The sequence below is a fragment of the Algorimicrobium echini genome (assembly GCF_900115185.1).
Lineage (GTDB): Bacteria > Bacteroidota > Bacteroidia > Flavobacteriales > Flavobacteriaceae > Algorimicrobium > Algorimicrobium echini.
The window spans coordinates 118200-133425 of record NZ_FOVN01000006.1 but is presented as its reverse complement, the minus strand read 5'-3'; the positions used below and the strand labels follow the sequence as shown (position 1 = coordinate 133425).

The window sequence follows — 15226 nt, the reverse complement described above, 5'->3', positions numbered from 1 at the left end:
GAAAATCAAAATCAAATTACTTACTATAAACCGTTTACAATTCTAGTAATTCCTGTTTTAATTAGAGGACTATTAAAATTTATTAGTAAACCGAGTTTTAATTTTGACAATTTTAAATAGGTTAACAATTGTTTTGGATGTACTGGATGAATTTCTTGAACCGACTTAATTTCTATGATAACTTTATTCTCAACTCTTAAATCCGTTCTATAATTCAAATTTAATTTTTGACCTCTCCAGACTACTGGAAGTAATTTTTGTCTTTCAACTATCATACCTTCATTTAGTAATTCTTGATATAATATTTCTTCATAAACAGACTCTAACAATCCTGGACCAATTTCTACATGAATTTGATAACAAACATCAACTATAACTTTTGAAATATCGTTTTCATTCATAGTTTCTATTTATTTAGATTATCTAAAAAATAATGAAGAAAATAATTTTCAGCAAACAGCATTGATATTCCTTAACTCATTTACCCTTTTATTCTCACTGTAATCCAACTTTGCGTCTTTGCCCCTTTGCGAGAGCCTCCTTCCTATTCCAAATACTTTTTAGCAGCTTCCAGAGCCTCCTCAATACCGTCTGGATTTTTACCGCCTGCTGTTGCAAAAAACGGTTGACCTCCACCTCCACCTTGGATATACTTGCCTAGTTCTCTAACAATTTGTCCAGCGTTTAAACCTTTACTTGCTACAAGTTCTTTAGAAACATAGCAGGACAACAAGGCTTTTCCATCATTTTCGGCCGCAAATAATAAAAATAAATTATCAAACTGGCTACCCAATTCAAAACACAAATCTTTAATACCTCCTGCGTCCAAATCTATTTTTTTAGCTAAAAACTGAACACCATTTACTACTGTTAATTCTGATTTAAGGTCGCCTTTTAAGTTCTTTGCTTTGTCTTTTAATAAGCTTTCAACCTGTTTTTTAAGCTGACTATTTTCTTCTTGTAAATTTTGAAGTGCTTTAACAGGCTCATTATTATTCAATAGTGTTTTTATTTCAGTATACGTATTATTTACGTCTGCAAAGTAATCTTTTAATGCATCGTTGGTTATGGCTTCAATACGTCTAATTCCAGCTGCAACTGCACCTTCAGAAACAATTTTAAAGAACCAAATATCACCTGTATTTTTCACATGAGTTCCACCACACAATTCAATAGATTGCCCAAAACGAACCACACGAACCGTATCACCATATTTCTCTCCAAATAACGCCATTGCTCCAGCCTCAATAGCTTTATCCATTGGCATATTGCGCTCTTCTTGCAATGGTAATTTACCAGCAATACGTGCATTTACAAAAATCTCAACATCCCGCAATTCATCGACGGTTAATTTAGAAAAATGCGAAAAATCAAAGCGTAAGTATTTAGAGTGAACGGCACTTCCCTTTTGCTCGACGTGAGGTCCTAAAACTTCACGCAAAGCTTGATGCAATAAATGAGTTGCTGTATGGTTACACTCCGTTCTATAACGTTGCTTAGCATCTACAGTTGCTGTAAAAGTCCCATCAATATTTTCTGGTAAATTTTTAGTAAAATGCATGACCACGTTATTCTCCTTCTTGGTGTCTAGGATATAAATGATATTACCATGTACATCTTCCAAATAGCCTTTATCACCAACCTGACCACCACCCTCTGCGTAAAAAGGGGTAAGATTAAAAACCAGTTGATACATATTGCCATCTTTTTTAGACGTTACTTTACGGTAGCGTGTAATTTTAACTTTTGCTTCCAAAGCATCATAACCTATAAACTCCTGAACAGCATCATCAATTAAAATGGTCCAATCGTCTGTAGACATTTCACTGGCTGCACGCGATCGTTTTTTTTGTTTTTCTAAATGCGTTTTAAAACCAGCTTGATCTAATTTTAATCCTTGTTCAGATAAAATTAAAGCGGTTAAGTCAATTGGAAAACCATACGTATCATATAACTCAAAGGCCTTTTCACCCGAAACCGTATCACCTGAAGTGTTTTTTACAATACCATCTAATAATACTAATCCCTGGTCCAATGTTCTTAAAAAGGAGGCTTCTTCTTCCTTTATAACATTTTCAATCAATTGCTTTTGCGATTTCAGTTCTGGAAAAGCCGCGCCCATTTTCAAACTTAATACATCTACCAAACGGTAAATAAATGGTTCCTTTTGGTCTAAAAAGGTAAAACTATAGCGAATGGCACGACGTAAAATTCTACGTATAACATAACCTGCTCCTGTATTGCTTGGCAGTTGACCATCTGCAATTGAAAATGCTACCGCACGGACGTGGTCTGAAATAACCCGAATAGCAACATCAATCTTATCTTCTTTACCATAATCTTTATCGGTTATGGTTTCTATTTCACGAATAATTGGTGTAAAAACATCGGTATCATAATTACTCTGAACACCTTGTAAAACCATACACAATCGCTCAAATCCCATACCTGTATCAATATGTTTATTAGGCAAAGACACTAATGAACCATTGGCTTTCCGGTTGTATTGCATAAAGACCAAGTTCCAGATTTCCACAACTTGTGGATGATCCATATTTACTAAATCTTTTCCTGATACTTTGGCTTTTTCTTCTGCCGAACGTATATCAACATGAATCTCACTACAAGGTCCACATGGTCCTTGATCACCCATTTCCCAAAAATTATCCTTTTTATTTCCCATAAGGATACGCTCTTCAGGAATTAAACGCTTCCAAAAATCATAAGCTTCTTGATCCATAGGGATACCATCTTCATCATCACCCTCAAAAACAGTAACATATAAAATATCCTGATCTATTTTAAAAACGTCTGTTAGTAATTCCCATGCCCAAGCAATAGCTTCTTCTTTAAAATAATCACCAAAACTCCAATTTCCTAGCATTTCAAAAAGCGTATGATGGTAGGTATCATAACCAACCTCTTCCAAATCATTGTGTTTACCAGAAACACGTAAACATTTTTGTGAGTCAGCAATCCTATTATTTTTAGGCTCCGCATTCCCTAAAAAGTATTCTTTAAAAGGAGCCATACCAGAATTGACAAACATTAACGTAGGATCATCTTTTAGTACCATTGGAGCTGATGGCACAATACTGTGCTGCTTATCTTTGAAAAATTGTAGAAATTTTGAACGTATATCTTGAGACTTCATAAATGAAAATGGGTTGTAAGCTTATGTTAAAATTCCGCCATGTGCTAAACAATTTATATATTTACTCTTCATAAATTTATAATTAAAAATATAGTAAACTAAATGTATGGCAATAACACCAGTTCTAGTTCTATATTTATAACATTATTTTTACATAGCAGAATAATTAATTAATCTATTCTAATTATCTGCAAAAATAGTAAATTTAGCCAATGAGTAAGGTAAAATATTATTACGATTCTGAAACGCTCTCTTACAGGAAAATTGAGCGTAAAAAAAGGCGCACCTTTAAATTCATTGGGCTTTTTATTTTAGCCGCTGGATTGTTTGGTTTCCTAACCATGTTTATTACTAGTCAATATATTGAATCTCCTAAAGAAAAAGCTTTAAAACGAGAACTGGCTAACATGCAGTTACAGTACCAATTGTTAAACAAAAAAATGGATGAAGCCCAATTAGTTTTAGAAGATGTTGCCAATAGAGATAATAATATTTACCGATTGTATTTTGAAACCAACCCTATTCCAGACGAACAAAGGCGTGCTGGATTTGGTGGTGTAAACCGTTATAAAAACCTAGAAGGATTTGATAACTCCAAACTTATTATTGAAAGCAATAAACGTATTGATATGCTACAAAAGCAAATTGTAGTCCAGTCAAAATCATTGGATGAAATTGCCAAATTAGCAGAAGAAAAAGAAAAACTATTAGCTGCTATTCCGGCTATACAACCCGTTAGCAATGAAGATTTAACACGAATGGCCTCTGGTTATGGTTATCGAACCGATCCATTTACAAAAGTTAGAAAATTTCATTATGGCATGGACTTTACAGCACCACGAGGCACACCTGTTTACGCATCTGGTGATGGCGTTGTTATTCGTGCCGACAGTCAATCATCCGGCTATGGCAATCACATACGGATAGACCATGGTTTTGGGTATATCAGCTTGTATGCTCATTTATATAAATACAACGTTAAAAAAAATCAAAAAGTAAAGCGAGGTGATTTAATTGGCTTTGTTGGAAATACGGGTCGTTCAGAAGCAGCCCATTTACATTATGAAATTTTTAAAGACGATGAACGCATTAACCCACTCAATTTCTATTACGGCAATCTATCTGCTGAAGAATTTGATGAGCTTTTAAAACATGCCACCCTTGAAAACCAATCTTTAGACTAATGCATATTAACTTACCCGAAAAACGATATTATGGAATTGGTGAAGTAGCCAAGGCATTTGGTGTAAACACGTCTTTAATTCGTTTTTGGGAAAAGGAATTTGATGTTTTACAACCTAAAAAAAACGCAAAGGGCAACAGGAAGTTTACACCTGATGATATTCAAAACCTGAAACTCATATTTCATTTAGTAAAAGAACGCGGTTTTACTTTAGATGGTGCTAAAATTCACTTAAAAGAAGAAAAACAACAGACGCTAAATAACTTTGAAATTATCTCTAAACTAGAAGATATAAAAGCACAACTCACAAAAATTAAAGAGCAATTGTAACTTTTTACTAAAAAAGACAACTAATAATAACAACCTTTACACTAAAACAACTTATTATGAAAAAATGGTTAATTCCCGTTATAATTATAGGAGTTCTTGCTGTCGCAATTTACTCTTGGGCTGTTGGATTTAATAATACAGCCGTAGAATATGAAGCAGATGCAAAAACAGCATGGGCAGATGTTGAAAGCTCTTACCAACGACGTAACGACTTAATTGGAAACTTAGTAAAAACGGTTCAAGGTGCTGCCGATTTTGAACGAACTACGTTAACTGAAGTTATTGAAGCCCGATCAAAAGCTACATCAACTACCATTGACGCCAGCAATTTAACAGCTGAAAACATGGCACAATTTCAACAAGCTCAATCTGGCTTAAGTAGTGCTTTATCACGATTATTAGTCACAGTGGAACGCTATCCTGATTTAAAAGCCAATCAGAATTTCTTGGAATTACAAGCTCAATTAGAAGGAACCGAAAACCGAATTAATGTAGCTAGAGACCGTTATAATGAATCTGTTAACATTTATGACAAGCACATTAAAAAGTTCCCAGGCAGCTTTTTAGCTGGAATCTTTGGGTTTGAAGAAATGCCAAGATACAAAGCAGATCCAGGCAGTGAAAATGCACCAGATATTGATTTCGAATTTTAAGAGCTATGTCTAAAATAGAAGATTTTTTAACAGCTAATGAGGAACAAGCTATTATTGCTGCCATTCGCGAAGCTGAAAAAAACACCTCTGGTGAAATTCGGGTTCATTTAGAAAAAACATCTAAAATTGATGTGTTTGATCGTGCTATGGAAGTGTTTCATTTTTTAAAAATGGATAATACCAAACAGCAAAATGGCGTATTAATTTATGTAGCTGTAGAAGACAGAAACTTTGTGATATTTGGAGACAAAGGTATTAACGATGTCGTTTCAAATGATTTCTGGGACACAACACGTAATGCCATTCAAGCCCAGTTCAAACAAGGTAACTTTAAGCAAGGATTAGTAGATGGTATTTTAATGGCTGGCAAAGCATTAGAACAACATTTCCCTTGGCAACACACTGATATAAACGAATTACCAGACACCATTTCTAAAGGATAAAACCAAACATGCCAAATTTAAAAAACCACCTATTTACACACATAACTTTCAAGCAGATTAGTCTTATTTGCACCATGCTGTTTTTAGGTTTGCAATCTGGTTTGGCACAGTTTACAATTCCTGAAATACCCAAAGAACAAACCAGTGTTTATGACTATATTAGTTTATTATCAGCAACAGAAAAAAGGGCTTTAGAAAATAAATTAATCAAGTATTCTGACACGACTTCTACGCAAATAGTGGTCGCAATTATCTCTTCAACCAATGGAGAAAACATAAATTATTTAGGTGCGCAATGGGGACAAAAATGGGGAATAGGTCAAGCAAAGGAAGACAATGGAGTGTTAATTTTATTAGCACGTGATGACAAGAAAATTGCCATTAATACAGGTTATGGTGTGGAGCATTTGCTTACAGACGCCATGAGCAAACGTATCATACAAAATGATATCATCCCTTTCTTTAAACAAAATGATTATCCTGGTGGCTTAAACCGAGGTGCTGATGCCATTTTTGAGGTAATGACTGGCGAGTATCAAGGATCCAGACAAGAAAATTCTAATGGTTCACCCATTGGTTTCTTTTTCTTCCTATTTATAGTATTTATTTTCATCATCATCGCTATTTCTAAAAATAAGCGTGGTGGTGGTCATAATGGTTCTGGTGGTAAAAACTCTGGAGGTTTTAGCATTTTAGACGCTATTATTTTAAGCAATCTAGGACGTGGTGGTTATGGTGGCTCATCAGGTGGTTTTGGCGGCTCTTCGGGCGGCAGCTTTGGAGGCGGCTTTGGAGGTGGTTTCGGAGGCGGTGGCTTTGGAGGTGGAGGCGCTTCGGGAGGTTGGTAGTAGTGAGTAATGAGCAATGAAAAATAGAAAAGCGATTTTAGTTTGAACTAAAATCGCTTTTTCATTTAAGTTGTTGTCTGGTCGAGTTCAGTTGACACCTCATTTTACTTAAAAGGAAAAAATTCTCTACTGGACTCCAACGGACATGAATATCTTTACTGCTTAATTAGGCTTTGCTTAATCCCAATAAAAAGTATCATCATCCGTTTCTCCTTTGCTTCCCAAACTATTAAACTTCCAACTAAAGCTTAGCATAAAATATTGTTCTAAAACCGTACTTTGAGAATCTTGAATGTAATTTTGAGTAGCTGTTCGTCTGGCGTTCGTATTTTGGTCTAACAAGTCATAAACTTTTAACGTAACAGTTCCTGCGTCTTTTAAAACAGAATATGCTAGAGTAGAATTCCAAAACCAGGCACTTTTTTGAAAGCCTGGTCCTACATTAGGATTGTAATTAAAATTGATATCATTTCGCCATTCAAACTTTTTTGGCAAGAACAAGGCTGTTCCTATATTTAAGTTATGTTCTAAAAACTCACGATCTTCAAATTCAGCTAAATCGTATTTATTTTTTGTAAATGACACTGAATACCTTGGTCTAAACTCCATAACTTCTTTCCAAGTAAAACGCATGCCCACTTCTGGTGATAAGGATCTTACTTTACTGGCATATTGCACGTCGTTATTAAAATTGATATTTCTACTTAAATTTCCATTCACACCTACACTCATTTTTACCGTTCGTAAACTATCTATTTTAACATCTTTGCTATAATCCATGTTAGCATAAAACTGATAGTTACCATCAACGTTAGCAAAGGTTGTTGTTCTAACAAAATTGGCGTCTATCGTTGTCTTGGTTACCACTTGATTTTGGGTAAAATTCCCACCTACGTAGGAATAGAATCCGGTTCGTTTCTGCCAATCGAAAGCATTAAATCCTAAATTTATACGATGACTATTGGATGGCTCCAAATCTGGGTTACCAACAACTGTGTTTAATGGGTCCGATACGTTTTGAAACGCCTGCAATTGAGATAACCTAGGTGGTTCATTACTCAAACGGTAACTAGACCAAAATGAAGCTTTTGGACTAAATTTATAACGCAAGTATCCGTTTAACTCTGTGGCTTCGAAACGTTTTTTGATACTCAATTCTGGTCGGAGTAAATCTGTATTTCCTAATGTTCTAAACACATAATTAAACCCAATTCTTGAGGACCATACTTTGTTACGAAAACTCAAACTAACACCAGGTGTTATCCGTTCATCTAAATATTCAAAATCTGTACTTAAATCTTCATTAAAAACTGTGAACTCTCCTTGTGCATCTTTATCAAAAGTACTTTTTGTATCTGTACTTTTGTCTCGTGCATAGGAATATTCAAAATCCAAAAATAACTTTTCAGCAACGACAGGCAATCGGTAGTTTATGCTTGAATTGAAATTAGTAACATCACCAGTTCCATTTGTAAGTTGATCACGTTCTATTTGGTCTATAATAATGAAGTCTGGATTGTTTGGATTATTTACATCTTCGCCATACACATTGGTTAAAGAAGTTAAGAAGTCTTCCGATTCTCGGGTATTAATTTCATTGGTTAAATTCACCCTAATAAAGGCTCCCTTTTTACCAAATTTTTTGGTAATATTTATATTGTTTCGGAAATTTCTACCTGTATTTTCAACATAAGAATTGGATGTTGAATTGTTAGTTAGTATCTGGTTTTCATTTAATGATTCTTCGGCTGCATTAAAACTATTGGTACTTTTTGAATAACGAAATGAAGGGTCAATATTAATTAAAAACGTAGAATCTACTTCAATATCAAAACCCATATTAGCAGAATGGCTATCGCTATCGTTATAGCTACTAGAAACCGAATTGGTAAAATATCTAGAATCTGGTAAAATATTTTCACGTTGAGAAGCTGTTTTGTTTTCAGAACTGCTTCCAGAATAAAAATAATCGGCAGCTACATCTGTTTTTTCTCCAATAATATCCGCATAATTTAATCCTGCATTTTGAGATTTGGTAATTCCTTCACCTCCACCAAACGACCGACCATCAATTGTAAACGACCCATTACTAGACATAGACATGCTATATCCGCCACCAAACATTTTACGAATTTCACCAAAGCTAAAACCAGGGGAATTAATATTATTCCCTCCTGCTAGTACACTAATACGCCTGTCATTATCAAAATAGTTAAGCATTCCAGCACCTTCATAACGATCATCTGTTCCCGCACCTGCTGCTACTCGACCAAAAACCCCTTTATTATTTTCTTCCTTAATGGTTAAGTTTATGGTTTTATTTTCACCATCCACTTCTTCTCCTGAAAAAGCTTCCGCTTTGGTTTTTGTATCTACAACTTGTATTTTTTCAATCAGCTCCTTGGTTAAATTTTTTGTAGTTATGGTAGGGTCATCACCAAAGAAAGGCTTCCCATTTACAAGAATTTTATTCACCTCTTTACCGTTAATTTTTATCTTACCATCTTCATCCACCTCTACACCTGGCAATTCTTTTAGTAAATCTTCTACTGTAGCATCTTTTTTTGTTTTAAAAGAACTGACATTAAATTCTAATGTATCTTTTTTTATGGTTATTGGTGCAGCCGATTTAATGACAACCTCATCCAACTCATTACTCACATCTAAATTGATGGTTTCTAAACGAACCATAGGATTACTTAATGAAATTGTTTTAGTATACGTTTTGTAGCCAACATAGGACACGTGTAACTTTACGGATTTATCTGAAATCCGATCTTCTAAAACAAATAGCCCTTCCTTATCTGAAATGGTGTAAGTAATAACCGTGCTATCTGACAGACGCTCTAAATGAACGGTTGCAGATTCTAATGGCAATTGTTCATCGACAGAAATAATTTTACCAGAAATTTGAATAGGTCTTGATTGAGAAAATACTACTGATATAGTAAAAAACGAGAGTACAAAGAATAGATTCTTCATATTTAAGATTGATGGTTTTAGGTTGGTTTTAAGAAAACGAATATATACTGTTTGAAGTATGGAGCCTCTTAAAAAAAACATAAACTTTTGTTATAAAATCCTACAAACAAGAGCCTAAACCGAAACAAAAAAATCCATTTACAGCTGTAAACGGATTTTTATTAATTGAAATAAAAGTACTATTTAATTACTTTTTACGCATATATACACTAACAGGAACACCATGAAAATCAAAATGTTCACGTAGTTTATTTTCTAGAAAACGCTTATAACCATCTCTAACGTATTGTGGTAAATTACAGAAAAAAGCAAACTGCGGTTGTGGTGTTGGCAACTGCATGATGTATTTAATTTTCACAAACTTACCTTTATAAGCAGGTGGCGGATAATTTTCAATAATTGGCAATAAAACTTCGTTAAGTTTACTTGTTTTAATCTTTTTGTTTCGGTTATTATAAACCTCAACGGCTGTTTCAATAGCTTTATAAATACGTTGTTTATTCAATACGGAAATGAAAACAATAGGCACATCCGTAAACGGCTCCATTTGTTCTCTAATATGTTTTTCAAACTCTTTGGTTGTTTTAGTATCTTTTTCAACCAAATCCCATTTGTTTACTAGTATAACAATGCCTTTTCGGTTACGTTCTGCCAGCCAGAAAATATTTTGAACCTGTCCGTCAAAACCACGAGTGGCATCTAACACCACCAAGCAAACATCCGAATGTTCAATGGCACGCACACTACGCATAACGGAATAAAACTCCAAATCCTCTTTAACCTTGGATTTCTTTCGAATTCCAGCGGTATCAACTAGGTTAAATTCAAAACCAAAACGATTGTATTTGGTATCAATAGAGTCTCTTGTGGTTCCAGCTACATCAGTAACTATGTATCTATCTTCACCAATTAAGGCATTTATAAATGACGATTTTCCAGCATTAGGACGGCCAACCACCGCAAAACGAGGTAATTCTGTTTCTTCTACCGTTTCTTTTTCTGGCAAGGCGTCCACTAGCGCATCTAACAAATCACCCGTTCCACTTCCATTAATACTGGCAATAGTAAAGTAGTCGCCTAAACCTAAAGAATAAAACTCTACAGCATTTTCTGCACGTTTTCCATTATCAACTTTATTAACAACCAAGAAAACAGGCTTGGAGACCTTACGTAATAATTTCGCTACGTCTTCATCCATACCAGTTACGCCAGATTCTACATCTACCATAAAAATAATAGCATCTGCTTCTTCAATAGCAATTTCAACTTGCTTATCAATTTCAGCTTCAAAAACATCATCACTTCCCTTTACATAACCTCCCGTATCTATTAATGAAAACTCACGACCATTCCAGTCACTTTTCCCATAATGACGGTCTCTGGTTACTCCACTTGTGGCATCCACAATAGCTTCTCTACGTTGAATTAAACGGTTAAAGAACGTGGACTTTCCTACATTTGGACGACCAACTATGGCAACTATATTACTCATGTTATTACAAAATTTGGTGCAAATATAATGATAAGCTAATGATTTCGTTATATTTAGTGCGTGTTTAAAATATGTATTTTTAAAAAAGAAATTAAAATCAGTTACTTAAATTGCTAATAGGCAGATACTAATGAGTTTACACAGAGAAGATATTGTGCTACGTCCACGCTTTAAAAAGGAACTACCTCAAAGCAATACCGAGCTTATTCAGCTATTTGCTGATGCCAAAAAAACGCAAACCGATTATGTAATTTCTATTATTGACGATCATATATTTTTAAAATTACCAAAAAGCAAACAACACTTTTGGTCGCCACAACTCCATTTAGAAATTAATGAGGTAAACCACAATACAGCTATGCTTCATGGCCTATTTGGACCCAATCCAACGGTTTGGACTATGTTTATGTTTTTCCATTTTATAGTGGCTAGTTTGTTTATAGGTTTTGGTATTTGGGGTTATTCCAATTGGACTTTAGATAATGAATATGCCATACAGGTAGGAGTCATGATTTTGATGGTCATTCTTTGGATTGCATTATATTTTGCAGGACGTATTGGCCGAGACTCCAGCAAAGACCAAATGCACGAACTCCATGATTTTATGAATAAAATTCTTAAAGCATAATGTCGGTTTTGGTATTCAAATAAACGTTAACAAAGCGTTATTATGACTGATTTTTTACTGGAAAAATATATCGAAAATTAATCTATTACTCAAATTCTTATTCTCGATATAAGTTACAAGCTTTACTGCTTAAACTTACCCGAGCTAACGAACTTTTTATCAAACACTGAAGCTATTGGTTATAACCAAAACGCTTTAATTGACGCTGATCGCTTCGCCAATTTTTATTCACTTTAACATACAATTCCAAGTGGACTTGTTTGCCAAAAAACTTTTCTAAATCTTTTCTTGCTTCCACACCTACACGCTTTAACGCTGAACCTTTATGGCCAATAACAATGCCTTTTTGGGTTTCGCGCTCTACCATAATTACGGAACGCATACGAATAATGTCTTCTTCCTCAAAAAACTCCTCGGTATCAATTTCCACCGCATATGGAATTTCTTTTTTGTAATGCATTAATATTTTCTCCCGAATAATTTCATTTACAAAAAAGCGTTCTGGCTTATCGGTTAACTGATCTTTTGGATAAAAAGGTGGTGACTCCGGAAGTAATTCAATAATTCTATCAAATACTTCGCGAACGCCAAAACCTTCTAAAGCTGAAACAGCCATAATCTCGGCATTTGGCACTTTCTCTGACCATAATTGCACCTGCGCTTCTAATTGCTCCTGATCTGATTTATCAATTTTATTTAAGAGTAATAAAACAGGAATTGTAGAATTGGTAATGCGGTTAAAAAACGCCTCGTCTTTCAGTTCTTTTTCCCCTATTTCTACCATATAAATCAACACGTCCGCATCATCAAAAGCTGACTTTACAAAATCCATCATGGATTCCTGCATTTCATAAGCCGGTTTAATAATGCCTGGTGTATCAGATAAAACCATCTGAAAATCATCACCATTTACAATACCCAAAATCCGATGCCGCGTGGTTTGTGCCTTGGAGGTTATAATGGATAGTTTTTCGCCAATAAAGGCATTCATTAATGTGGACTTCCCTACATTTGGGTTTCCAATAATATTTACAAATCCAGCTTTATGATTCATATACGTGCGGTTTTATTGTGGCAAAGTTACGACCTTGGTTTATTTATTCCTCTATCATACATAACAATACTTCCAGCTACAGATACGTTGAGGCTTAATTCCGACTTGAATTTAATTAAAAAATGACTTTTCTCAATAGCTTGATTGGACAAACCATGATCTTCGGCACCTAACAAATACACACAGCGTCTTGGATGGTGAAAGGTTTCTAAACTTTCGGCTTCATCTGTGAGTTCCACACCAACAATTCGGGCACCTTTTGGTAAGTTTTTTAGAAAATCGTTGAAAGTTTCATAATGAAAATACGGCATGGCTTTTACAGCATTATGCGTATCGCAAGCTTGTTTGGCATAGCGATTTCCAATAGTGAAAATAAAACTAGCCCCTAAATTTTGAGCCGAACGCCAAAGCACACCCAAGTTTTCAGGTGTTTTACCATTTTGAATCCCGATACCAAAAAATTCATTTTCAAAGTTATTGCTCATGCTCGCAATTTACTAAAAATTGAAAAAATGGAAATATAAATATGTAGAAATGGATTAGATTTGTGAACATATTTAAAAGTTGGTTCTGGTTGACTACCTAGATCCAATAATTGCTAACAAGTTGACAAGAAGACGCATGAAAAGGTCATTATTAGGGTTTATTATAGTATGTAGTATTATAAATAAAACATTTGGGCAAAACCTACAAGAGGGACAAAAAAGATGGAGTGCAAAACATCCGTTAACCGTTGACGATTTTAAAATAAAAATTAGCGATGAGAATAACGAGTCTGTTTATAGTCAATTTATGATACATCATGCCATTGGTGGTTTTGATTTTATGCAGCGGAATTTGAACCAAAAAATAGAAAATATTTTTCTTGGAAACGCCTCGTGGATAGATACGACAAAGGTTGACGAAATTGATAAACAAATAGAATTTCAACAATTGCAATTTGACTTGGCAGAAATTCACGCAAGAAAATTTAGAAAACGCGCATTAGAGAATAAGAAAAAAATTGCTAAAGGTTTTGATATTATAACGCAAATTAACAATGATATTTTGAGTGAATTTTCAGAAAGCCGTCTGGAATTAGTAAAGGAAACTGAAAGTGGCAGAAATAATGAAAAAATTGAAGAATGGAAAGCGAAAACTGCTGCTGAACTAAAAGATTTGAACGATTTTAGATACGAGAATAAAAAGAAAATTAAACTGGATAAATAATACCCGTTAATCATAAAATACGGCCACGTAAGCACGTAACATCTACCATGAGTCTATTCACAGAAATACAAACCAAACGCTTACGACTCCGGAAACTAACACATTCCGATTGGGAAGCTATTTCCTTTTTACGTTCGGATCCAGATGTCAATAAATTTGTAAAAAGAGCATCCGCGGAAACCCAAGAAAAAGCTCTGGCGTTTATTGATAAAATTAGCCAAGCTATTGAAACAAACAACTCTTTATATTGGGTGATTACAGAACAAGGCCAAAACCAAATGATAGGCAGCATTTGTTTGTGGAATTTTTCAGAAGACAGAAAAAAAGCAGAAGTGGGTTACGATTTACATCCAAACTCCCAAGGCAAAGGCATTATGAATGAAGCGCTAAAAGCGATTATTAATTTTGGGTTTAATTCTATAAACTTGAAATCTATTGAAGCCTACACACAGAAAAACAATACCGCTTCTATAAAATTATTAGAACGCAACGGATTTAAACTGCTTATTGGCAAACAGGACGCTGATAATTTGGAAAATGCCGTTTATGCGCTAAGGCAACCGTAACCAGTAGGTTAAATTTAGATTTACGTTGTTACTGCACATTATAACTATCTAAACGACGCTCTACAGCATGAATTGGTGTGCTGACAAATGAATTTGTATCATAAATAAGTCCAACACCTTCCGCATAATAAAAACGGTCTAAACCTGGAAATTGTTCGCCTTCGTGTGATTTGGCATAACGCTCTGAATAGTTGCATGTAAACACACCAGCTTCCACAGTCAGTTGTACTTCATTTTCAGTTAAGATTTCAAAAATAGAACCCCAAGAATCCGTAGTAATCGTTCGTTCGCTTAAATTGGTATGCGTAAATTTTATGCTGCCGTCATCGTAAATTAAATTTCCCAAGGAATCTCTTACAAGCTCAAAATACTCGCCATTGGAGCTTAAAAGTGGTGCATTACTAGTATTACCAGTTGTTAATCGTCTAAACTTAAAATAGGTATGACCATTAATTACCTCTGTACCAACAATACTTATAGAATCTACAACGCCTGTATCATCATAGGTTTCTGTACTTGGATTTCGTTGATAGCTTTTATAAACCCATGCATTACCAACTTGCAAACCATAAAAACCAGGATCGCTAATTCCATTGGCTGGTTGCGTTCCAGTATCATCATCAGAGGAACATGAAAAAGCACATACTAAAAGAAGGATAAATAACAAATTACGTATCATATTTT

General features: G+C 34.6%; 15 protein-coding genes. 8 read left to right on the top strand and 7 right to left on the bottom strand.

Annotated features, from left to right (window positions below):
• Window positions 1-23: 23 nt before the first annotated feature.
• Window positions 24-401, bottom strand: coding sequence for a GxxExxY protein (locus BM239_RS13095; RefSeq protein WP_092209366.1), 378 nt, complete (start codon window positions 399-401; stop codon window positions 24-26).
• A gap of 143 nt (window positions 402-544) precedes the next feature.
• Window positions 545-3154 (bottom strand): alanine--tRNA ligase, encoded by a 2610-nt coding sequence (gene alaS, locus BM239_RS13090; RefSeq protein ID WP_092209364.1) that lies wholly within the window; start codon window positions 3152-3154, stop codon window positions 545-547.
• A 212-nt stretch (window positions 3155-3366) separates the two neighbouring features.
• Here alaS and BM239_RS13085 point away from each other — a divergent pair, with 212 nt between their 5' ends.
• Genes BM239_RS13085 through BM239_RS13065 form a run of 5 tightly spaced genes read left to right on the top strand, consistent with a single transcriptional unit; the run spans window position 3367 to window position 6611 of the window.
• The gene (locus BM239_RS13085; protein ID WP_092209362.1) at window positions 3367-4338 is read left to right on the top strand and encodes a M23 family metallopeptidase; all 972 of its coding nucleotides are present in this window, start codon (window positions 3367-3369) and stop codon (window positions 4336-4338) included.
• Complete coding sequence (locus BM239_RS13080; RefSeq protein ID WP_092209360.1) at window positions 4338-4667, top strand: MerR family transcriptional regulator; 330 nt, start codon at window positions 4338-4340, stop codon at window positions 4665-4667. Before BM239_RS13085 ends, BM239_RS13080 begins: the two co-directional genes overlap by 1 nt.
• 56 nt (window positions 4668-4723) lie before the next feature.
• Window positions 4724-5320: a LemA family protein gene (locus tag BM239_RS13075; RefSeq protein ID WP_092209358.1), complete on the top strand. Its 597-nt coding sequence runs from the start codon at window positions 4724-4726 to the stop codon at window positions 5318-5320.
• A gap of 5 nt (window positions 5321-5325) precedes the next feature.
• Window positions 5326-5763, top strand: a complete 438-nt coding sequence (locus BM239_RS13070; RefSeq protein ID WP_092209356.1) for a TPM domain-containing protein — start codon at window positions 5326-5328, stop codon at window positions 5761-5763.
• Window positions 5764-5771: 8 nt separating this feature from the next.
• Window positions 5772-6611 (top strand): TPM domain-containing protein, encoded by an 840-nt coding sequence (locus BM239_RS13065; protein ID WP_092209354.1) that lies wholly within the window; start codon window positions 5772-5774, stop codon window positions 6609-6611.
• Between the two features lie 177 nt (window positions 6612-6788).
• Here the strand turns inward: BM239_RS13065 and BM239_RS13060 are convergent, their stop codons facing one another.
• Window positions 6789-9593, bottom strand: a complete 2805-nt coding sequence (locus BM239_RS13060) for an outer membrane beta-barrel protein (RefSeq protein WP_092209482.1) — start codon at window positions 9591-9593, stop codon at window positions 6789-6791.
• 187 nt (window positions 9594-9780) lie between these two features.
• Window positions 9781-11085 carry a ribosome biogenesis GTPase Der gene (gene der, locus BM239_RS13055; RefSeq protein ID WP_092209352.1) on the bottom strand — a complete coding sequence of 435 codons (1305 nt, stop codon included), beginning with the start codon at window positions 11083-11085 and terminating at the stop codon, window positions 9781-9783.
• A gap of 130 nt (window positions 11086-11215) precedes the next feature.
• On the opposite strand from der, the gene BM239_RS13050 reads away from it, so the two are divergent.
• The gene (locus BM239_RS13050) at window positions 11216-11713 is read left to right on the top strand and encodes a GTP-binding protein (RefSeq protein WP_092209350.1); all 498 of its coding nucleotides are present in this window, start codon (window positions 11216-11218) and stop codon (window positions 11711-11713) included.
• Window positions 11714-11885: 172 nt separating this feature from the next.
• Here the strand turns inward: BM239_RS13050 and era are convergent, their stop codons facing one another.
• Window positions 11886-12767, bottom strand: a complete 882-nt coding sequence (gene era, locus BM239_RS13045; protein ID WP_092209348.1) for a GTPase Era — start codon at window positions 12765-12767, stop codon at window positions 11886-11888.
• Window positions 12768-12793: 26 nt separating this feature from the next.
• The gene (locus tag BM239_RS13040) at window positions 12794-13252 is read right to left on the bottom strand and encodes an RNA methyltransferase (protein WP_092209346.1); all 459 of its coding nucleotides are present in this window, start codon (window positions 13250-13252) and stop codon (window positions 12794-12796) included.
• A 136-nt stretch (window positions 13253-13388) separates the two neighbouring features.
• Here BM239_RS13040 and BM239_RS13035 point away from each other — a divergent pair, with 136 nt between their 5' ends.
• The gene (locus tag BM239_RS13035; RefSeq protein ID WP_143094926.1) at window positions 13389-13976 is read left to right on the top strand and encodes a hypothetical protein; all 588 of its coding nucleotides are present in this window, start codon (window positions 13389-13391) and stop codon (window positions 13974-13976) included.
• A gap of 47 nt (window positions 13977-14023) precedes the next feature.
• Window positions 14024-14542: a GNAT family N-acetyltransferase gene (locus tag BM239_RS13030; protein WP_092209342.1), complete on the top strand. Its 519-nt coding sequence runs from the start codon at window positions 14024-14026 to the stop codon at window positions 14540-14542.
• A 28-nt stretch (window positions 14543-14570) separates the two neighbouring features.
• On the opposite strand, the gene BM239_RS13025 is transcribed toward BM239_RS13030, so the two are convergent.
• Entirely contained in the window at window positions 14571-15221 is a 651-nt protein-coding gene (locus tag BM239_RS13025) for a hypothetical protein (RefSeq protein WP_092209340.1), read from the bottom strand.
• Window positions 15222-15226: the final 5 nt, after the last annotated feature.

What these genes read in the sequence shown, in the direction of transcription:
- BM239_RS13095 (WP_092209366.1), bottom strand. Translation starts at nt 401, where the DNA reads ATGAATGAAAACGATATTTCAAAAGTTATAGTTGATGTTTGTTATCAA.
- alaS (WP_092209364.1), bottom strand. Translation starts at nt 3,154, where the DNA reads ATGAAGTCTCAAGATATACGTTCAAAATTTCTACAATTTTTCAAAGAT.
- BM239_RS13085 (WP_092209362.1), top strand. Translation starts at nt 3,367, where the DNA reads ATGAGTAAGGTAAAATATTATTACGATTCTGAAACGCTCTCTTACAGG.
- BM239_RS13080 (WP_092209360.1), top strand. Translation starts at nt 4,338, where the DNA reads ATGCATATTAACTTACCCGAAAAACGATATTATGGAATTGGTGAAGTA.
- BM239_RS13075 (WP_092209358.1), top strand. Translation starts at nt 4,724, where the DNA reads ATGAAAAAATGGTTAATTCCCGTTATAATTATAGGAGTTCTTGCTGTC.
- BM239_RS13070 (WP_092209356.1), top strand. Translation starts at nt 5,326, where the DNA reads ATGTCTAAAATAGAAGATTTTTTAACAGCTAATGAGGAACAAGCTATT.
- BM239_RS13065 (WP_092209354.1), top strand. Translation starts at nt 5,772, where the DNA reads ATGCCAAATTTAAAAAACCACCTATTTACACACATAACTTTCAAGCAG.
- BM239_RS13060 (WP_092209482.1), bottom strand. Translation starts at nt 9,593, where the DNA reads ATGAAGAATCTATTCTTTGTACTCTCGTTTTTTACTATATCAGTAGTA.
- der (WP_092209352.1), bottom strand. Translation starts at nt 11,085, where the DNA reads ATGAGTAATATAGTTGCCATAGTTGGTCGTCCAAATGTAGGAAAGTCC.
- BM239_RS13050 (WP_092209350.1), top strand. Translation starts at nt 11,216, where the DNA reads ATGAGTTTACACAGAGAAGATATTGTGCTACGTCCACGCTTTAAAAAG.
- era (WP_092209348.1), bottom strand. Translation starts at nt 12,767, where the DNA reads ATGAATCATAAAGCTGGATTTGTAAATATTATTGGAAACCCAAATGTA.
- BM239_RS13040 (WP_092209346.1), bottom strand. Translation starts at nt 13,252, where the DNA reads ATGAGCAATAACTTTGAAAATGAATTTTTTGGTATCGGGATTCAAAAT.
- BM239_RS13035 (WP_143094926.1), top strand. Translation starts at nt 13,389, where the DNA reads ATGAAAAGGTCATTATTAGGGTTTATTATAGTATGTAGTATTATAAAT.
- BM239_RS13030 (WP_092209342.1), top strand. Translation starts at nt 14,024, where the DNA reads ATGAGTCTATTCACAGAAATACAAACCAAACGCTTACGACTCCGGAAA.
- BM239_RS13025 (WP_092209340.1), bottom strand. Translation starts at nt 15,221, where the DNA reads ATGATACGTAATTTGTTATTTATCCTTCTTTTAGTATGTGCTTTTTCA.